This is a genomic window from Deinococcus radiopugnans ATCC 19172 (assembly GCF_006335125.1).
GTDB classification, from domain to species: domain Bacteria; phylum Deinococcota; class Deinococci; order Deinococcales; family Deinococcaceae; genus Deinococcus; species Deinococcus radiopugnans.
The window spans coordinates 40900-60274 of sequence record NZ_VDMO01000015.1 but is presented as its reverse complement, the minus strand read 5'-3'; the positions used below and the strand labels follow the sequence as shown (position 1 = coordinate 60274).

Annotated in this window: 18 protein-coding genes; 12 read left to right on the top strand and 6 right to left on the bottom strand. The window is 68.0% G+C overall.

Going from position 1 to position 19375, the window contains the following annotated elements; genetic code table 11:
- Positions 1 to 206: 206 nt before the first annotated feature.
- The 4 genes from FHR04_RS14015 (at position 207) to FHR04_RS14000 (ending at position 4883) form a co-directional block, all read left to right on the top strand.
- On the top strand, positions 207 to 491 hold the full coding sequence (locus FHR04_RS14015; protein WP_139403972.1) for a hypothetical protein: 285 nt from the start codon (positions 207 to 209) through the stop codon (positions 489 to 491).
- Positions 492 to 502: 11 nt separating this feature from the next.
- A complete protein-coding gene (locus tag FHR04_RS14010) occupies positions 503 to 2626 on the top strand; it encodes a transglycosylase domain-containing protein (RefSeq protein ID WP_249039136.1) in 2124 nt (707 codons plus the stop codon).
- A gap of 87 nt (positions 2627 to 2713) precedes the next feature.
- The gene (locus FHR04_RS14005; protein ID WP_139403971.1) at positions 2714 to 3409 is read left to right on the top strand and encodes a VWA domain-containing protein; all 696 of its coding nucleotides are present in this window, start codon (positions 2714 to 2716) and stop codon (positions 3407 to 3409) included.
- Between the two features lie 4 nt (positions 3410 to 3413).
- Positions 3414 to 4883: a hypothetical protein gene (locus FHR04_RS14000; RefSeq protein ID WP_249039135.1), complete on the top strand. Its 1470-nt coding sequence runs from the start codon at positions 3414 to 3416 to the stop codon at positions 4881 to 4883.
- Positions 4884 to 4899: 16 nt separating this feature from the next.
- Here FHR04_RS14000 and FHR04_RS13995 read toward each other — a convergent pair whose 3' ends face one another.
- Positions 4900 to 5367 (bottom strand): AAA family ATPase, encoded by a 468-nt coding sequence (locus FHR04_RS13995; protein ID WP_211344204.1) that lies wholly within the window; start codon positions 5365 to 5367, stop codon positions 4900 to 4902.
- A 22-nt stretch (positions 5368 to 5389) separates the two neighbouring features.
- A complete protein-coding gene (locus FHR04_RS13990; RefSeq protein WP_139403970.1) occupies positions 5390 to 6277 on the bottom strand; it encodes a hypothetical protein in 888 nt (295 codons plus the stop codon).
- Positions 6278 to 6391: 114 nt separating this feature from the next.
- Between FHR04_RS13990 and alaS the strand changes: the two genes are divergently transcribed.
- Positions 6392 to 9073 carry an alanine--tRNA ligase gene (alaS, locus tag FHR04_RS13985; RefSeq protein WP_139403969.1) on the top strand — a complete coding sequence of 894 codons (2682 nt, stop codon included), beginning with the start codon at positions 6392 to 6394 and terminating at the stop codon, positions 9071 to 9073.
- 248 nt (positions 9074 to 9321) lie between these two features.
- On the opposite strand, the gene FHR04_RS13980 is transcribed toward alaS, so the two are convergent.
- From FHR04_RS13980 to FHR04_RS13970, 3 genes are all read right to left on the bottom strand, one after another.
- Positions 9322 to 9996: a hypothetical protein gene (locus FHR04_RS13980; protein ID WP_139403968.1), complete on the bottom strand. Its 675-nt coding sequence runs from the start codon at positions 9994 to 9996 to the stop codon at positions 9322 to 9324.
- Positions 9997 to 10033: 37 nt separating this feature from the next.
- Positions 10034 to 10390 (bottom strand): hypothetical protein, encoded by a 357-nt coding sequence (locus FHR04_RS13975; RefSeq protein WP_139403967.1) that lies wholly within the window; start codon positions 10388 to 10390, stop codon positions 10034 to 10036.
- A 61-nt stretch (positions 10391 to 10451) separates the two neighbouring features.
- A complete protein-coding gene (locus FHR04_RS13970) occupies positions 10452 to 11327 on the bottom strand; it encodes a DUF4097 family beta strand repeat-containing protein (protein WP_139403966.1) in 876 nt (291 codons plus the stop codon).
- 239 nt (positions 11328 to 11566) lie between these two features.
- Here FHR04_RS13970 and FHR04_RS13965 point away from each other — a divergent pair, with 239 nt between their 5' ends.
- The 6 genes from FHR04_RS13965 (at position 11567) to FHR04_RS13940 (ending at position 17587) form a co-directional block, all read left to right on the top strand.
- A complete protein-coding gene (locus tag FHR04_RS13965) occupies positions 11567 to 12949 on the top strand; it encodes an RNB domain-containing ribonuclease (protein ID WP_139403965.1) in 1383 nt (460 codons plus the stop codon).
- A 243-nt stretch (positions 12950 to 13192) separates the two neighbouring features.
- Complete coding sequence (locus FHR04_RS13960) at positions 13193 to 13465, top strand: hypothetical protein (protein ID WP_039681708.1); 273 nt, start codon at positions 13193 to 13195, stop codon at positions 13463 to 13465.
- A gap of 38 nt (positions 13466 to 13503) precedes the next feature.
- Positions 13504 to 13842: a hypothetical protein gene (locus FHR04_RS13955; RefSeq protein ID WP_139403964.1), complete on the top strand. Its 339-nt coding sequence runs from the start codon at positions 13504 to 13506 to the stop codon at positions 13840 to 13842.
- Positions 13843 to 13926: 84 nt separating this feature from the next.
- Positions 13927 to 15360: a threonine synthase gene (gene thrC, locus FHR04_RS13950; protein WP_139403963.1), complete on the top strand. Its 1434-nt coding sequence runs from the start codon at positions 13927 to 13929 to the stop codon at positions 15358 to 15360.
- A gap of 23 nt (positions 15361 to 15383) precedes the next feature.
- Entirely contained in the window at positions 15384 to 16445 is a 1062-nt protein-coding gene (locus FHR04_RS13945) for an agmatine deiminase family protein (protein ID WP_170213963.1), read from the top strand.
- Positions 16427 to 17587, top strand: coding sequence for a GNAT family N-acetyltransferase (locus tag FHR04_RS13940; protein ID WP_139403962.1), 1161 nt, complete (start codon positions 16427 to 16429; stop codon positions 17585 to 17587). Before FHR04_RS13945 ends, FHR04_RS13940 begins: the two co-directional genes overlap by 19 nt.
- Positions 17588 to 17632: 45 nt before the next feature.
- On the opposite strand, the gene FHR04_RS13935 is transcribed toward FHR04_RS13940, so the two are convergent.
- Complete coding sequence (locus FHR04_RS13935; protein ID WP_139403961.1) at positions 17633 to 18307, bottom strand: DsbA family protein; 675 nt, start codon at positions 18305 to 18307, stop codon at positions 17633 to 17635.
- A gap of 246 nt (positions 18308 to 18553) precedes the next feature.
- Between FHR04_RS13935 and FHR04_RS13930 the strand changes: the two genes are divergently transcribed.
- A complete protein-coding gene (locus FHR04_RS13930; RefSeq protein WP_139403960.1) occupies positions 18554 to 19363 on the top strand; it encodes a methyltransferase domain-containing protein in 810 nt (269 codons plus the stop codon).
- Positions 19364 to 19375 lie beyond the last annotated feature (12 nt).

The window sequence follows — 19375 nt, the reverse complement described above, 5'->3', positions numbered from 1 at the left end:
CGGACTCCGATTGAATCGTTTGCAAGAACGATGAAAATCCGAGCGAAGCGAGCAGGAGAAAAGCGGGTTCCGGGCGTGGAGTTTGCAAATCGGTGCTGTCCCGATTTGTAAACGAAACAGACGGAATCCGTATAAGCCGCTTTAACCCCGATTTAGTCACCCTTTGGTGTGATGCAGCGCTCATGCACCCCCCCTATCCTTTCCTGGTGAGTTTTGTCCGCAAACCCCGGCCCTACTCCTCCGGCCTGCCGTCGGTGGGCCTGCCGCAGGCGGCGCGCGAGACGGCGCGGCCAGAGCAAAAGAAAGGCCCCAGACCCCGCCGCGTGCGTGGCCCCCGTCCGGCCATGAGCTGGGCCGGGGCGGTCACCGGCTTGGCGGTGCTGGGCACAGCGCTGGTGATTCTGGTGGGCGCGTCGGGACTGTGGAACAGCGTGGCGCGCGACTGGCAGTTCCGCTCGGCGGCGGCGGGCGTGACCGACGTGGCCCGTTGAGGCGCGGGCAGGTGAAGCAGAGGCTGAATTTCTGGCGCAACCCCTGGCCGCGCACGCCGTTTGTGCGCCGTCCAAAGTCGCGCTGGACGCTGCGGCGCATCGTGCGGGCGGGGCTGGCCGGCGTGGGTGTCCTGACGCTGGGCACCATGGGGCTGGGCGTGGCGGGCGCGTGGAGCACCGGGGCCTTTGCGCGCGTGTGGAACCTGCGCTCGGAGCTGCGGCCCATCGAGGTGCAGGATCGCCGGGGGCAGCCGCTGGGCGTGATTGACCACTGCCGCGAGGGCCAGACCACCAACGCCGTGCCGTGCCGCGAGTCGCTGAGCGTGCCGCTGACCGGCGTGTCGCAGGCGTTCTTGCTGGCCTACGTCGCCAAGGAGGACGTGCGCTTCTTCTCGCACTCCGGGATAGATCTGGGCCGCCTGCCGCGCGCCCTCCTCAGCGGTGCGGGCGGCAGCACGCTGACCATGCAACTGCTGAAGAACAACGTGCTGGCCGGGCATTTCGACTACGACACGGATCGGCGCGGGCTGGGGCTGGTGATGGCCCGCAAGGCCACCGAGTTCGTGCTGGCCCCCCTGGTCACGCTGCGTTACGGGCGGCCCGAGGTGCTGGCGATGAGCGTCAACAGCCTGCCGTGGATCGGCATCGGCCAGCGCAAGGGCGTGTACGACGCGGCGCGGGCGGTGTTCGGCGTCGATCCGGCAGACCTGAGTCTGGCCCAGAGTGCCTTTCTGGTGGGCCTGCTGCCCGCGCCGGGACGCTATCTGGTGGCAGCGGACACCCCGCCCGAGACGGCCACCGCGCGCTTTCGCTGGATGAGAAGCCAGCAACTGCTGACCCTGCGAATCCTGCGCTCGCACGGCCTGATTTCCGAGAACGACTATCTGGCGGCGGCCTCCGTTCCTTTGCAGCCCCGGCTGTGGCGCACCGAATATGCCGGAAGTGGCGGCGACTTGCGGATCGTGAGTGCCGCGCGCAATCCCGATTACCGCAACGATCCAGAACCGGTGTGGGCCATGCAGGAACTGGTGAGGCGCGAATTGCGGGCGGCAGGCCTGAATCCCAGCAAAGTGGGGCGCGTGGTGCTGACCATTGACGCGCGGGCGCAGGCCGAACTGTCGCGGCGCGTCAACGGCGAGGGGGCGACTGGCCCCCGCCCCCCTGGCATTGCCGAGGGTGCGGCGGTGGTGGACGTGCGCGGCGGCGGCATCATCGCGCTGGCGAGCAGCACCGGCGGCAACCCCAGCAGCGACGCCGGGCGGCAGTGGGCGGCCTACGCCCAGCGCCCCGTCGCCAGCACCGTCAAGCCCCTGCTCTACGCCACCGCGTTCGGCACTGGGGACGGGGATCTCACCCAGTTCAGCACCTTCACGGACACCGCCACCCGCTACGGCTCGCAGGCCATCCGCAACAATTCCGGCACCTTCCTGGGCCGCGCCGTCACCGTGCGCGAGGCCAACGCCCGCAGCCTGAACACCGTGGCCGTGCAGGTGGGCACCGGGCGCGAGGCGGCGCTCAGAAAAGTGCTGGAAGGCGTGAACTACAACGAGGACAGCGCCAACCGCTCCAGCCCCGCGCTGGGCACGTACCGGGCCTCGCCGCTGACGGTGGCGGCGGCCTACGGCAGCTTCGCCAACGGGGGAACGCTGTGCCCGCCGCACCTGCTGGCCGAGGTCTACGGCGTGGGCGACAAACCGCTGCCCCTGCGCCGCCGCGAGTGCCAGCCGCTGTGGGATCCGGTGGTGGCCTACGAGACCTTCGACATGCTGACCGGCGCGGTGAACGACTCTGCCGGGCACGTCCAGTTCCTGCGCCCCACCCTGTTCCAGCGACTGAGCGGCAAGGCCATGCCGCTGGGCGCTAAGTCCGGCACCACCGACGACGTCAACGACACGTGGTGCGCGGGCGTGACCCCGCAGTACGCAATGGCCGTGTGGATCGGTGACCCCGATGGCCGCCAGAGCGTGCCGGTCAACCTGTACCGCGATCAGGCGGCCTGCCGCGAGATCGCCCTGCTGCGTGACCTGCCGCACGACATCAGAAACCTGGAAGTTCCGCCTGGGATGACGCGCGTGGGCGGCGTGGCGGTGCCGATTCCGGGGCTGAATCCCAGAAATCCGGTGCCGCCCAGTTGAAGGCCTGAGAGTCGCTGCTGCACTCCCCCTTTCCCGCTAGAGAAGCAAAACCATTCCAACCCTCAGACCCCTCCGAAGGAGCCTCCCATGTCCCCCCTCCCCTTTCTGTCCCTGTTGCCCCTGCTGACGCCCGCGCCCATGAGTGCGGGAACGGTGCTGGGCCTCAGCACGCCGCCGCTGCATTTCGTGATCGCTGCCGACATGACCGGCAGCAGCAAAAATCCCGCCTACAAGTACGCCGATCAGGCGAAATTGCTGTCGCAGAGCATCATGCTTAACCAATTGCGTTCCGGCGACACGCTGACCCTGCTGCGTATCTGCGAGGGCGTGCAGACGGTGGCCGACTTCAAATTCATGTCCAAGAACGGCGCGCGGATGGGCAAGGCCGACATCCTGCGCTACACGGGCGCATTGACGCAGCCGTGTACCGGGCGGGGCAGCGCCATTACTGCCGGGCTGAGCAAGGCCAATGCCCTGCTGGAGCGCACCAGGGGCGTGGGCAGCGTGGTGGTGCTGTTCAGCGACGGCGCGTTGCTGGACGATCCGGGGCGCAGCAACCTGCCCACCGTGTTCGGCAAGCTGCTGGGCAGCAAGGACACCCGGCAACTGTTCTTCGCGGGCCTCAGCCCGGAGAAGGACAAGAACGGCAACTCGATCCGCGACGGCTTCGTGAAGGCGCTGGGCAAGGCGGGCGACGACGCGCGGGTGCTGATGGCGGGCGCGTATGACCTGAACAACGTCTACCCCACCTTCGCCGACGCTGTGAAAAAAGCCAGGAGGTAGGCCCGTGACCACCGACAGAACGGTTGAAATCCACCTCGCCAAGCGGGAACCAGAAGCGCCCATTCCTGAGCCTTCAGACCCTCAGACCCTTCGACCTTCAGACGCGGCCACTGTTTCACTAGCTGCCCCCGCAGACCCCGGCGCTTTCGATCTGTCCAGCTACGCGCCCGCCCTGCCGCGCCCGGAGCCGCTGAGCGCCGAGCAATTCCTACCGGTGCTGACGCCCGCGCACTTTGCGGAGTTGCTGGATGACCTGCGCGGCGAGCTGCAACTGGTGCCCGACGAGGCCATGAGGGGCGCCCTGACCTCGCGGGCGCGCATCCTGCGGCTGAACGTGGAGCAGTACCGCATCAACTTCGAGACCGCCCGCACCACCGTCAACCGCGTGCTGGCCGAGACGGGGGTGGGCGTGCGCGGCTCGTGGGCGCGGCAGCAGGATCACCTGAACTTCATGAATGCGGCCAGCGGGGACGTGGAGCGCGAGTACCTGCGCGCCACCGAGGAAATCGAGGCCGCCCGGCAGGGGCGTTTCGAGGCGCTGACCGCCGCCGGGGTGCCGGTGGACATCCGCAGCGCCGAGGGCTTCTACCAGGAGCAGGCGCTGGCCGAACTGGCGCGCGAGGGCCACGCCCTGCGGCCACCCGAAGGCAAATCGGGCAGCAAGAAAGTCTTTAACGCCTTCGCGGTGTTCAGCAAATTCTTCGTGGGCATCATCAGCGGGGTCAGCATCAACCTGCTGTTCAACCCGGAAAGTCGGCTGTATATGACCATCATCGCCCTGACCGCCGGGATCATGTTCAGCGTGCTGCTGCTGTGGCTGGTGGACGAACTGGCGTACCGCGCCAAGCTGGCGACGCGCACCCCCGGCATGGCGCGGCCCGGCGCGTACATCGGCGGCATCCTGGCCGTGAGCGCGCTGTACCTGGGCGTGGAGGGCTTCCTGAACTGGGACGGCATCCTGCGCGTGACCCAGCAGATCGCCGCCAACGCCGCGCAGCAGGGCCAGCTCACCGACCTGAGCGCCCTGCCCGACGACGCACCGCAGACGCCGCAGCACTGGTCATTGCTGGTGTTCACGCTGGCACTGGTCAGCATGGCGGCGGGCGCGGCACTGATTCAGGGCCGCGAACGCGCCCGCGCCCTGCTGGAGCGCGAGCGGCTGGCCGCGAAGGTGGCCGACTTGAAGGCAGATGGCCGGTTTGCCGCCGTGGCCCGCGCCACCGATCACGTCCATTACCTGGAACTGGCGCGGGATCGGCTGGCCCCCCCGCGCGACGTGACCAGCCCCGAACACGCCCGCCTGAACGAGCGCGTCCTGAACCACTGGGAGCAGGAGCGCGAGGGGCAGATCCAGAGCGTGGCCGCCGAGCTGGTGCGCGAGGCCAGGGCCGTGCAGGACGCCCTGGAAGCCTTCGCACGGGAATTGACGGAGGCCAGCCACCCGCAGGAGCGGAGAAGGTTCGGGTTCCTGTAGGGGGTGGGCCAGCAGCTCAACCGGCCAGCGCTTCCAGCCGATCCGCCACCACCGACAGCGGCTGCGTGGTGTCGATTTCTAGCGTGGCCGTCGCCCGCAGCAGCGGCTCCACGGTTGCCAGATGCTCCAGCACCAGCGCTCTCTCCTGTGGCGATTTCCCATACGGATTGTTCGTGCGGGCGGCCATCCGCTCCAGCAGGACGGCGGCGGGGGCGCTGAGCAACGCCACGGCGTCGAACTGTGAGGAGAACCGCCCCTGACTGGATTTGCAGCCCGCCACGAACAGCGTGCCGTCCATGTGGCCTGCCAGCAATTCATCGATGCGATCCTCGCGCCACACCCAGTCCGGCTCTCCCCGCGCGTCCGTCACCCACTCGCACCATTCGTCCGAGTCGGTGTCCACGGTGCGGTGGCCCCGGCGGGCCAGCTCTTGCAAGACGCTGGATTTGCCGGTGCCGGACATGCCGGTGACGAGAATCTTCATGGCCAAACTCTAGCGAGCGGCACTACTCCAACCCCTGCGTCGCCAGCGTCGCGCGGTACTGCCCCGTCCCCACCTCGTTCAGCAGAAAGAGGCCCACCCGCGTCTCGCCGTCATCCGTGAATGTCCAAAGCGTCGAGATCAACTGGCCCGTCTCGGCGCGGTTGCTCAGTTTCCACCCGGCGTTCCTGAGCTGGGCGGCGTAGAAGTCGTACAGGGCGGCCCGGCCCAGCCGACTTTCTATTCCCGCGTACTGCGTGATGTTGTTGCCGTTTCCGCCGCCCCCACGCGGGGAAACCGTCGCATCTGCCGGGGCCTGGAGCCGGGGCAGACTGGGAGACACAGGCCCGCCCGGTCTGGCATAGCTGAGCATCTGCTTGAGGTTGGAGGCGCGCTCCACGCTCAGCCTGACCTGGGTGGTCTGGCCCACCCGCTGCGCCGTCACACCGAGCGTCTGATCTGGAGCCTGGCGATAGTAAAAGCCCCCGCCCGCTACGGCCGTGGGCTGAAAGCCGCCCTCGCCGGACAGATCATTGCCCTCTCTGGGAAAGACCTTCCAACCCGCACCCGGCAAGGCCCTGGCAAAGTAGGCCTCCACCTGCGCTGGCGTCTGCACGGTGTCGAAATACACCGTTGCGCCCGCCGGAAAACTGGGGTCTTTGCTCTGCGTGGTGACGCTCCCGATCACGCGGCTGCCTGCGGGCAGGGCAAAGCCCAGATCAGCCGGAGCTTTGCCCACCAGCACCTGGGCAGTGGTGGAGCCTGGGGCGTAAAAAGGCGTCGCCAAGCGCTCCAGGAACTCACGCTCCGGCGAGATGGACTTGGGCGCGGCGGGTTTGGACGGCGTGGTCTGGGCCAGGACAGAGCCACCCGACAGGGCCAGCGCCAGCAGCGAAACGTGTTTCCAGGACATGCCCCAGCGTGCTTGACCCAGGCTGATGCGAGGTGAGGCGGCGGTGAATTGCCCATGCCCAGCCACTCCACGCGCGCCCTTTTCACCCCCAGCCCCCGCGCTAAACTCCCCACTATGACTGCTCCATCCCCCACGCTGTCCACTGCCGAGATTCGCGAGAAATTTCTGAGTTTTTTTGAGGGCAAGGGCCACCTGCGCCTGCCCAGTTACAGCACGGTGGCCCCCGATCCCACCACGCTGTTTACCGTGGCCGGAATGCAGCCGTTCAAGGCGCAGTTCATGGGCGCCCCCGCCCGCTTCGAGCAGGGCGCGAACAAGCGCGTGACCACCGCCCAGAAATGCCTGCGCATCGGCGACATCGAGAACGTGGGGCGCACGCTGCGGCACTGCTCGCTGCTGGAGATGCTGGGCAACTTCAGCTTCGGCGACTACTTCAAGCGCGAGTCGCTGACCTGGGCCTGGGAATTCCTGACCTCGCCCGAGTGGATGGGGATGGACGGCTCCAAGCTGTACGCCACCATCTACGAGGACGACGACGAGGCCTTCGACATCTGGACAAAGGAGATTGGCCTGCCCGAGGATCACATCCTGCGCTTCGGGGCCGACGAGAACTTCTGGCCCGCCGACGCGCCGAAGGAAGGCCCCAACGGCCCCTGCGGCCCGTGCAGCGAGATCTTCTATGACCGGGGGCCGAAGTACGGCGACGACATCTGGGCCGACTACGCCGAGACCCGCGAGAGCGCCCGCTTTCTGGAAATCTGGAACAACGTGTTCCCGCAGTATGACCGCCAGGAACCACAGGCAGACGGCACGCCCACCCTGGTTGACCTGCCGTTCAAGAACATCGACACCGGCATGGGCCTGGAACGCCTCGCCACCGTCGTGCAGGACGTGTACGACTTCTACAGCAATGACGTGTTCGCGCCGATCATCGCCCGGATTGCCGAGCTGAGCGGCCAGCCCTACGAGGGGCCGCAGAACGTCTCGCACCGTGTGGTGGCTGAACACCTCCGCAGCGTGAGCATGGTCATTGCCGACGGCAGCACGCCGGGCAACACCGGGCGCGGCTACGTGATCCGCAAGATTCTGCGCCGCGCCTCCCGCCACGCCTACCTGCTGGGCCTGCGCGAGCCGACGCTGTACCAACTGGTGCCGCTGGTGGTGGAGAGCATGGGCGACGCCTACCCCGAACTGCGGGCGGAGCAGGCACGGGTGGAGGCGACGATTAGAAGCGAGGAAGAACGCTTCCTGAAGACGCTGGAAGGCGGCATCCAGCGCCTCAGCGGGCTGCTGGAAGGCATGGAGAAGGGCGCGGTGCTGGGCGGCAACGAGGCCTTTATCCTCTACGACACCTACGGCTTCCCCGTCGATCTGACGAAAGAAATTGCCGAGGAGTACGGCGTCAGTGTGGACGAGGCCGGGTACGCCGAGAGCCTGGAAAATGCCCAGAACATCGCGCGGGCGGGCAGCAAGTACGGCAAGTCCGAACTGTTCGGGGCGCAGGAGGCGCTCGAAGACCTCTCCCCCACCGAATTTGTCGGCTACGACGAGCTGGAGGCCGACGGCGAGGTGCTGGCCGTGCTGGTGGCGGGCGAACGGCTGGAACACCTGTCGGCGGGCGACGAGGCGACGGTGGTGCTGTCCCGCTCGCCCTTCTACGCGGAGGGAGGCGGCGAGGTGGGCGACACCGGACGCCTGGAATGGGAGGGCGGCTCAGGCGTGGTGCGCGACACCCGCAAGACCCCCGGCGGCGTGTTCCTGCACGACGTGGCGATAGAGGCGGGCGAACTCAAGACCGGCCAGAGTGTGCGCGGCGTGGTTTCGGGTGAGCGGCAGGCGACGCAGCGGCACCACACCGCCACCCACCTGCTGCACGCGGCCCTGCGCGCCGTGCTGGGTTCGGGGGTGCGGCAGGCCGGATCGCTGGTGGCCCCGGATCGCCTGCGCTTCGACTTCGCGCACGGCGCGGCCATGACCGCCGACGAAATTGCGGGCGTGGAGCGGCTGGTGTCGCGCTGGGTCAGCGCCAACTTCCCGGTGACGTGGCAGGAAATGCCGATTGCCGAGGCGCGGGCGGCGGGCGCAACGGCCCTGTTCGGCGAGAAGTACGGCGACACAGTACGCGTGGTGAAGGTGGGCGGCGACGTGTCTTACGAGGGGCAGGCCGTGGCGAGCATGGAACTGTGCGGCGGCGCACACGTGAAGCGCACCGGGGACATCGGCGCGTTCGTGATCCTCAGTGACGAGAACGTGGCCGCCGGGGTGCGCCGCATCGAGGCGCTGGCGGGTGAAGCGGCCACCGAATGGCTGCGCGAACGCCTCAACGCCTCGGCAAAAGTTGCGGCCCTGCTCAACACCAACCCTGAAGGTCTGGAAGGCCGCGTCTCCGGCTTGCATGCCCAGCTCAAGGCCGCCGAGAAGGAAGCGGTGGCGGTGCGCCGTCAGCTGGCCGAGGCACAGATGGGCGGCGGGGGTGGCGCGGCCTCCCCGGTGCGCGAGCTGGGCGGCTTCAAGGTGGCGTCGCTGAAACTGGCCGGCATCGAGGGCAACGAGCTGCGCGGCGCGGCCGACAAGCTGCTGGATCAGAGCGGGGCCGATCTGGTGGTCATCGCCGGGGAAAAGGGGCTGGTGGTTAAAGCCACCAAGGACGCCGTGGCACGCGGGGCACACGCCGGGCAACTGGTGGGCAAACTGGCGGCGGCGGGCGGCGGCAAGGGCGGGGGCCGCCCGGACATGGCACAGGCGGGGATTACCGACGCGGGGGCAGCGTTGGGGGCGCTGGACACGGCCTTCTGATACGGACTCCGATTCCGGTTGAAAGGTGTTGAAAAACACTTGGAAATCCGAGCGAAGCGAGCAGAAGAAAAACGGGTTCCGGACGTGGAGTGTGAAAATCGGGACAGCTCCGATTTCCACACGAAACAAACGGAATCCGTATCACCTCCCGCTGACACGAAGACCTTCAGCAACAAACAACGCTTGCGCCCGAGAAAACATATTCTCGGGCGCAAGCGCTGTGGTGCGGACGGGCGAGGTCAGCGCTGTCATTTCAGTGAGATGTGGACCTCGTTGCCCGCGCTGTCCTCGGCGCTGATCAGCTCGCCGGGGGGCGGGTCCGATTCGATCAGCAGTTGCAGGGTCTCCAGACTGAATCCGGCACTCTCCAGCGCGCGGATGCCGTGCGGCGGAATCAGCCTGTGCAGATGCGGCGCGAGGCTGACCGGCAGGTTGGCGTTGTACTCGTCGCCTGCCGAGGACTCCACCTGAATCCGCAGAATGCGCGCCGAACCGGTGCGGGCCTTCTCATGCTGCTCGAAGCCGGATTTCGTTCCCTCCACCACGCCCTCAACGGCGCGTTCCACGGTCTCTGTAATGCGGTCGACCATTCCCTCGATCCCTCCTCTTCCCGAACGGGCACGGGGGCCGGACTCCCAGGTCCAGGCCGGTCCGCGCTGGCTGCCTTCCGGGCCGAATCCGGGCGGCTGAGGGGGGCGGGGTGGGGCGGGCGGGGTATCACGCACGCCGCGCAGCAACAGCAGGTGTTCGGCCACCTGTCCGGTGTCGAGTTCCTCGCGCTTAAGCAGCGAGTCGATCAGTTCGCGGTCACTGTCGGTCAGGGCCAGCTTGGCGCTCAGGGCGGCCAGCAGCGGCCCGGCGTCTTCCAGATTCAGGCGCCCCGCGCGCACCAGATCCAGGATGCGTTTCACTTTCTCTTTCATAGGGCCTCTTTCTTGGGATAGTTCTCGGGAGAAGCGGTCACGCCAGATCCGGCTGCGCGGCGCGGCGGCCGGTGGTGGCCGGAATCGGCGGCGTCATCAGCACCGGCTGGCCTCCCGAAAGCACCACCACCCGCTGCCCCACGTCCAGGTGTGTCTGGCGGGCCAGTTGATGGGCGGCCCACTGCTCCGGCGTCACCCGCAGCGCGGCGCACAGACGCTGCCACAACCGGGCGGCCAGTCCTGCCTCCGGCGCCGCAGCCACAGGCAGCGCGGGGCGAATCACGCGGTAGCCCTTCGCAGCGGGGCCGGCCGGACGCTGGGCACGGCGGGGCTGGGCAGCGCCGGACTGGGCTAGCGCAGTACGGTCGGAACGGGAAGCAGAGGTCACACTCATCTTGAATCCTCCAGGGACGTGGGAGCAGGCGGGGGGCGGCTGGGCGAGGGGCAAGGAGCTGTTATTCGGTGAGCAGCTTGACCTGACCGGCGGCCACCCGGCACGACAGCGTGGCCTCGCCGCTGCCCAGTTGTCCGGCGTGGCGGGTGTTCATGAAGCTGCCGCTCTTGCTGGTGGCAAAGTCGGCCTTGAACGCACCCACGGTGACGTCGGCGTCCACGCGCAGGCTGGTGCCGGGTTGCAGGTGCAGGGTGGCGTTGCCCGCGTTGACCTCCAGGCGGTGGTGGCCGCCCGCCAGCACGCCGGCCCATTTCAGGTTGCCGCCGTTGACGCTGGCGTTCAGGCTGTGCGCGCCGGTCAGGGTCAGGTTGCCGCCGTTGACGCCCAGCCGGGTGGGGCCGCCGATCTCGGTGGCGGTCAGGTTGCCGCCGTTGACCTCGGCGTCCAGACTCGCGGCGCGGCCCATGCGGATGTTGCCGCCGTTGATCTGCGCCGTCATCTCGCCGCCCGCATCGGGCAGGGTCAGGTTGCCGCCCTCCACGGTGGCCCGCACCTGCCGGGGCAGAAACGGCAGCGAGAGAATCGCCTTGACGCTGCCCCAGTGGCCCCCGAAATGATCCACACGCTGAACCTGCCAGCCCTGCGGCGTGCCGGTCAGGCGCAGCACGCCGTCCTCGTTGGCACTCAGCCGTGGCGTGTCCAGCGAAACGTCATGCAGCACCGTCAGGGTGTACCCGCTGACCTTGAGCACAAGGTCCGGCGGAATCTCGCCCGCGCTGCCTTGCTGAGCGGTGGGGGCGGGCATCAGGGCTTCAGGGGCCTCGGCGGGGGTGCCCTCCAGCAGCCCGGCGGCTTCCTCGGCGGTGAGTTTGCCCTCGGCCACCAGACGCTGAACCTGCGAACGGAAATCCTCGGCGGGCTGTTGCTGTTCATTCATATCCGTCTCCTTGGACAAATAGAAACATAAATTTAGCAGAATGTCAATACGGGTTTTACGATCCTATTTTCACTTGGTATTCCAGGCCGTCTGACACGGGGAAAATTAAATGGCCGGAGCATCCATAAACCGCACCTGCTAAATCGGACCTTCTATTCAGTCATTCTCAAATCGCAAAAGCCGCAGCGCGGGAGCCATCCGTCGCGCGTCGGTCCTTCCTCTCCCCTATCCTTGGGGCCATGACGTTGCCCGAACTCACTCCCGCCCAGCGCACCGAAGTGGAGTTGCTGGCGCGTGGCAAGGCGGAAAAGAGCCGCACCCTGCGCGACCTGAAGCTGCCCGAAACGCCGGAATCGGCCCACACCCTGCTGCTGCGCCTGGGCGTGTGGAACGAGGCCAGGACGCCCTATGCCGACCGCCTGGGCGCGTCGCTGACGCACCTGACGCTGGACGTCCCTGACTTTGCTCCGGAGCAGCGGCTGGACCTGAGCCACCTGCCCGCCTACGCCATCGACGACGAGGGCAACCGCGACCCGGACGACGCCATCGGCATCGAGGCGCTGCCCGGCGGGCTGACGCGCCTGTGGGTGCATGTCTCGGACGTGGCCGCGCTGGTGCCGCCGGACAGTGAACTGGACCTGGAGGCCCGCGCACGCGGCGCCACGCTGTACCTGCCGGACCAGACGATTGGCATGTTGCCCGACGCCCTGGTGGAAAAAACCGGGCTGGGCCTGCACGAGACCATGCCCGCGCTGTCGATCTCGCTGGATCTGGACGCCGACGGCAACGCCGACGCCGTGGACGTGGCGCTGACCACCGTGCGAATCACGCGCCTGACGTACCTGGGCGCCCAGGCGCGGCTGGAGGCGGGCGAGGAACCCTTCGTGACCCTGGCGAGACTGGCCCGCGCCAGCAAGGAACTGCGCGATTCCGAGGGGGCGCTGTCCATCGATCTGCCCGAAGTGAAGATCAGGGCCGACGAGCACGGCGCGACTGTGACCCCACTGCCCAAGCCCGAGATGCGCTTCGTGGTGCAGGAGTGCATGACGCTGGCCGGCTGGGCCGCCGCCATCTATGCCGACGACCACGACATCCCGCTGCCGTTTGCCACGCAGGCCGACCCCAGCCGCGAGGTGCGCGGCGATGGGCTGGGGGCGCAGTGGGCGCGGCGCAAGACGCTGGCCCGCACCCGCTTCCAGCCGTCGCCGGGGCCGCATTCGGGCATGGGCCTGGACCTGTACGCCCAGGCCACCAGCCCCATGCGGCGCTACCTGGACCTGGTGGTGCACCAGCAACTGCGCGCCGCGCTGACGGGCCGGGAACCCCTGGACGGCAAGGTGGTGGCCGCCCACATCGCCCAGGCCACCCTGAACGCCGACGCCACCCGACAGGCCGAGCGCCTGAGCCGCAAGCACCACACCCTGCGCTACGCCGCCACCCAGCCGGAGCGCGAGTGGGAAGCGGTGGTGGTGGACCGCCGAGGTCCGCAGGCCACCCTATTGATTCCCGAACTGGCCTACGATCTGCCCCTCAGCACACCCGCGCCGGTGGGCACGGTGCTGAAGGTCCGGCTGGTGGACGTGAATCTGCCTGCCCTGAGCATGCGCGCCCGCACCGTTTAAGGGTTCATCCCACCCGCGCCCCGAATGAGTGGCTGACGACCTGAACAGGCTTTACGCCTCGTCAGCACCTCACTTCCTTTGAGGGAAGTGCTATTCATACTCAGTTCAATACAGCCAGAACAGAAATGCACCCGTGATGTTTAACCCAGACACGAAAAACAACGTTGAACACGCACATTTCACGCCTCGAAACCTGCTTCATCTTTCATTCATGCGGCCCCTCCTCTGCTTAAACTGCCAGACATGACCGCCGTGAGCCGGGTATTGAACGACATCGTGTCCCTGCGCATGAGTCACTGTCGCGCCGAACAGGCCGCCGGGGCCGCCCAGTACCACCTGGCCGTGCAGCACTACCGCGCCTGTCTGGAGGCCGCCGAGTGCCGCCAGGACTGCCAGGCGGTGCAGTTCTTCGCCCTGAAGCTGTCGGGCTGCTACGAGCAGATGGGTCTGCCGGAAAAGGCCGCGCACTTCCGCGCCCTGGCGAATGTCGAGGACCTGCCGGGTCTGCTGGGCTGAAGCGCAACCCACAGCCACCGACACACGTACTTGGCAACATGTTCAGAACGCTGCTGCTCACGCTGACCCTGGCGACCCTGCCCGCCGCCTCCGCCTCTTCGGTGACGCTGGGGGCGGGCCAGAGCGCGGCGCTGAACGGCGCGAAAGTCACGCTGCTGCGTGTCACCGACAGCCGCTGCCCGCTGACCGCCATCTGCGTCATGGCGGGCAACGTGAAGGCCAGCCTGTTCGTGGTGAGGGGAACCTCCGCGCGGCTGTACACGGTCTACCTGCCGGGTGTGCCCGTCCAGACGGCGGCGGGCAGGGTGACCCTGAAGGCGGCCACGCGGCGGGAAAGCGGCTCACCCCAGCGGCTGACCTTCGAGGTGGGGAAGTAATCTGTCAAGCGACGGTGGACGCGGGCCTGCCCCTCCCCTAGTCCCCGCCGCACCGCCCCAGACCGCACTCGCTACAGTGGCCGCATGAAGTACGTGTCGACTCGCGGCCGGCGTGATCTAGGGGGCTTTTCGGAGGTGCTGCTGATGGGCCTGGCCCCGGACGGCGGCCTCGCCATGCCGGAACGCATTCCCACGTTCAGCGCGGATGAGCTGGAGGGATTGCGCGGCCTGGACTACGCCGACCTGGCGTACGCGGTGATGCGCCCCTACATCGACGACATCCCGGAGAGTGACCTGCGCGCCCTGCTGCGGGCCACCTACCACCCGGACGTGTTTCACAGCGCCGACATCACCCCGCTGACGCCGCTGGGCGACTCGGGGCTGTTCCTGCTGGAACTGTCCAACGGTCCCTCGCTGGCCTTCAAGGACATCGCCATGCAGTTTCTGGGCCACGTGTTCGAGTACGTGCTGGAGCGGCGCGGCGAGCGGCTGAACATCCTGGGCGCCACGTCGGGCGACACCGGTTCGGCGGCGGAATACGCCATGCGCGGCAAGGCCCGCGTCAACGTGTTCATGCTCTCGCCGCACGGGCGCATGAGCGCGTTTCAGCAGGCGCAGATGTTCAGCCTCGATGAGCCGAATGTCTTCAACATCGCCGTGCGGGGCGTGTTCGACGACTGCCAGGATCTGGTGAAAGAGGTCAATGCCGACGCCGAGTTCAAGGCCCGGTACACCATCGGGGCCGTGAACTCGATCAACTGGGCGCGGGTGCTGGCGCAGGCGGTGTACTACTTCAAGGCGTACCTTGCACTGAACCTGCCCGCCGGGCAGCCGATGGATTTCAGCGTGCCGTCCGGCAATTTCGGGAACGTGTTTGCCGGGTACCTGGCAAAGCAGATGGGCCTGCCCATCGGGCAACTGGCCGTCGCCAGCAACGAGAACGACGTGCTTCATGAATTCTTTTCCACCGGGGTCTACCGGGTGCGGCGTTCGGCGCAGGTGGCGCAGACCTCCAGCCCCAGCATGGACATCGGCAAGGCGTCCAATTTCGAGCGCTACCTGTACCTGATCGCGGGGGCCGACGGCGTGCAGACCCGCGCGTGGTGGGCCGAGGTGGGAGGCTCGCGCCCCGTCGATCTGCGCGGCACGGCCCACTGGGAGGCGGTGCGGGCCAGCGGTCTGGTGGGCGGGCGCAGCAGTCACGCCGAGCGCCTGGAGACCATCCGCCGCGCCGACGAGCGCTTCGGCCGCCTGATTGATCCTCACACCGCCGACGGCCTGCGGGTGGGCGAACAGTACGCGCGGGCCGGGGTGCCGATGGTCTGCCTGGAAACCGCCCTGCCCGCCAAGTTCGAGGCCACCGTGCAGGAGGCCGTGGGCCGCACGCCGCCGCGCCCCCAGCGCTTCAAGGGCATCGAGGCGTTGCCGCGCCACTTCACCCTGCTGGACAACGACGCCGCCGCGCTGAAAGCTTTTGTGGCCGGGAAGCTGGGCCAGACCCTGCAAGCCACACCCTGAACCCCCCGCCCTACACTGGGGGGATGACGCACCTCTCCGCCACCGATGTCACGCCGCGCGCCCTGGGGTTTGCCATGCCCCCGGAGTGGGAACCGCACGCCGCCACCTGGATGAGCTGGCCGCAAGGCGACGAGCTGTGGTTCGGGCACCTGGAAGCCGTGCGCGGCGAATTTGCCGAACTGGTGCGGACGATTGCCCGTTTCGAGCCGGTGCACCTGCTGGTCAGGGACGCGGAGAGCCGCCAGGACGCCGCCGAGCGGCTGGCCGGGGCCGACGTGACCTTCCACGACGTGCCGCTGAACGACGTGTGGATTCGGGACAACGGCCCGCTATTCGTGACCCGTGAGTCCGGCGAGGTGTCCCTCGTCAACTGGCGTTTCAACGCCTGGGGCGGCAAGTTCGAGTGGGCCGAGGATGACCGCGTGCCGGAGGCGGTGGCGCGCATCCTGGGGGCCGCCCACTGGGACGTGCCGGTGGTGCTGGAGGGCGGCGCGCTGGAACTCGGCGGCGCGGGCATGGCGCTGACCACCCGCTCGTGCCTGCTGACCGACACCCGCAACCTGGGGTTGGACGAGGGCCAATACGCCGACTGGCTGCGCGAGTACCTGGGCGTTACAAAGCTGCTGTGGCTGGGCGGCGGGCTGGAGAATGACCACACCGACGGTCACATCGATACCATCACCCGCTTTACGGACGAGCGCACCATCGTGACCAGCGTGGAAGCGGACGCATCAGACCCCAACCACGCGACAATGGCGGCCAATCTGGCGGCGCTGCGGGGCATGACCGACGCCGACGGCCAGCCCTTCCGCATCGTGGAACTGCCCCTGCCTGCCGAGTATCTGGAAGGGGCGGAAGGCCGCCTGCCGCCCACCTACGCCAACTTCTACATCGGCAACGGCTTCGTGGTGGTGCCGCAGTACGGCGATCCCAACGACGCCCGTGCGCTGGAACTTCTGACCCCGCTGTTTCCGGGCCGCGAGGTCATCGGCCTGAACAGCCGCGCGATTATCGAGGGCGGCGGCTCGTTTCACTGCATGACGCAGCAGCAGCCGGTGGGGACGGTGTGGACCGGGCAGGCCTAGACCTCGGCGGCGGCTACCGCGCCCGGCCCATCGCGCTGGACACCTACCGCGCCGCCTGCGCCCGGCTGGAGGGCCAGATTTTCGGCGGCGGCTCGCTGTACGATTTTGATCCACCGTCCAAAGCGCCGCCGCCGCCCGGCGAAACGTTTGCCTGGGGCATCTCCACAGGCGAGGACCTGATCGGCTGGAGTTTCGCGCACCAGAAGGATGAACGCACGGTCTCCATGGCCGACACCGGCATCCTGCCCGAGCATCAGGGGCGCGGGCTGTACACCCGCCTGTTGCCGCATCTGCTGGACACCTTCCGGGACGCAGGCTACACGTTGGTCCAGAGCCACCACCGCGCCACCAACAACGCCGTCATCATTCCCAAATTGCGCGCCGGCTTCTTCATTCAGGGCCTGAACCTGTACGAGGGCGGGCTGAACGTGGCCCTGACGCTCAGCCTGGACCGCACGTATCGGGAGGCCATGCACGTCCGCAGCGGCTTGCGGGCAGCGCGGGGCGACGTGGCGCAGCGGCTGGGCTTGTCCTCCATTCCACTGGAGGAGACGGTCCCTTCCATCGCCGTTCCGCTACCTGAGGGTCAGGGCGAAGATACCAATCTGGGCGGCGGCTACGTTCTGCGCCCCGTTCCTTACGAGGTGTACTACGACATCTACACCGGGCTGGAAGACGCCGTGTACAGCAGCGTTTCACTGGACTGGCCGACGCCCCCCCGACTGGAGCCGCCCGAATCGCCGCGCTACGCCTGGCTGATCGGTCACGGCGGGCAGGTGGTGGGCTGGCAGTCTTCCCGCCAGTGGGACGCCCGCACGGCCTACATGGTCAACACCGGGCTGCTGCCCGCGCACCGGGGCCAGGGGCTGTACACCCGCCTGCTGCCGCCCGTGCTGGCCGCGCTGGGGGCCAGGGGCTACGCGCTGGTCCGCAGTCACCACCACGCCACCAACAACGCCGTACTGGTTCCCAAACTGCGCGCGGGCTTTCGCGTGCAGGGCCTTCAGGTGGACGATCACGGCGTCATGGCGGTCTTGATCTTCAGCTTTGAGGGACTGTACCGCGAGTACATGGACGTCCGCAGCGGCCTGAAGCGTCCGGCAGGCGAGGTGGCGCGGGCGCTGGGGCTGGAGGAGCCGTAAAAAAGCCCTCTGCGTAGACGGCAGAGGACGAATGGAGGCGAAGCGTTACGCCGTCTGCTGCGCCAGCTCCTTGTGGGCGGCCTTTTTCGCGGGACGGTTCTTCGCCCGCTTGACCGTGGCGATCCCTGCACCGGAGTGCAGAACCTCGCCGTACAGCTTCCACCACTGGCGGGCCGTGTCCAGTTCGCGGGTCAGATTCTCGAAGCGGTAGTAGGCGGCCTCTCCGCCGGGCAACACAAAGGTGGGCGTGCCGAAGACCCCGATCCCGGCGGCCTCAGCCAGATCCTGACGGAGGCTGGCGCGCAGGCCCTCATCATCCTGGCGGTCCGCAGAAAACTGCTCCAGATCGAGCTTTGCAGCCCTCGCAGCGGCCATCACCGCGTCCTCGTCCAGCGGCTTTTTCTCCGCATGAACGGCCCGGAACAGGGCCAGCGTGAAGTCCCAGCTCTGCTCCTCGCCCTGCTTTGCCGCCGCCCCCGCCGCCAGAAAGGCCAGCAGGCTGGACTGCTGAAACCGCTCGCCCGACTCTGCCGGCTGATCGGTCAGCCACCACACGGGTTCCGACTGACCGGCGTTGTCGGGGTGGTTGCCCTGCACCAGCGAGAAGTGCCGGAGCGTGAACGTCTGCTCGCCCGCCTGCCGCAGCACCTGAGCCAGCTCCACCCCGCGCCAGGCGTAGGGACAGACGAAATCGAAGAACACGTCATTGGATGGGGTCATGGGGGGGACGCTAGCACGCTGCCCGCGAGGGGACTGTCAGGCTTGCAACGCCACCGCGCCGCGCATGACCCTTGCGACTCCTGCACTCAAGGACCCGCCGATCAGGTGTGTTTCCAGCTGTCGGGGCCGTCCGAATCGCCGGGAGACAGGCCCAGCACCGTGCGGGTGGCGGAGGCGAAAAGGGAATGGTTTCACCCCAGGGGATACGGCAAGCCAGGCCGCGTCGAGGTTTAAGCTACAGCCACCATGAACCCCGACGAGCGCACCGCGCAGAATGTCCGGCTGTTCGACACGCTTGCGGCGCACTATGACCGCCTGGGCTTTCTGCCGCTGACGGCGCGGTATCTGGCGGGGCGTTTCAGGCCACAGCCGGATGAAACGCTGCTGGACGTGATGTGCGGCACCGGGACGCTGGCCCTGGCGCTGGCCGACGCGGTGGGCGCGGGCGGGCGGGTGGTGGGCGCGGACCTGTCGCCGGGCATGCTGACCGTGGCACGGAACAGGGCGGCGGGGCAGCCCCAGCTTTCATTCGCGGAGGCGGACGCGACGGCCCTGCCCTTCGCGGACGCCGAATTCGACGGCGTGGCCTGCGCCTCGGGGCTGTTCTTCGTGCCGGACATGGACGCGGCCCTGCGCGAGTGGCGGCGGGTGCTGCGTCCGGGCGGACGGGTGGCCTTCAGCTCCTTTGGCAAGGGCCTGATGGGTGACCTGTCGGGGCGCTGGCGCGTGGCCCTGGAAGGCGTGGGCTTCCATCCGGGCTTTCCGCCGCTGGGCCGCCTGCCCTCGCCGGACGCGGCAGCGGAGTTGCTGCGCGCGGCGGGTTTTGAGGGGGTCGCGGTGGACCTTCAGGAACTGCCCTACACGCTGCCCACCCCGCAGGACCGCTGGAACGACATCGAGGCAGGCATGGAAGGGGCGCCGCTGGCCTCCCTGCCGCCGGATGTTCGCCAACAGCTTCAGAACGACCACATGGCCGAACTGGAGGCCCTGTTCGCTGGACAGGCGCTGACCGTGCCCATCCCGGTGCTGGTGGCGGCGGGTGTGCGGCCAGGATAAACACACCGGGGC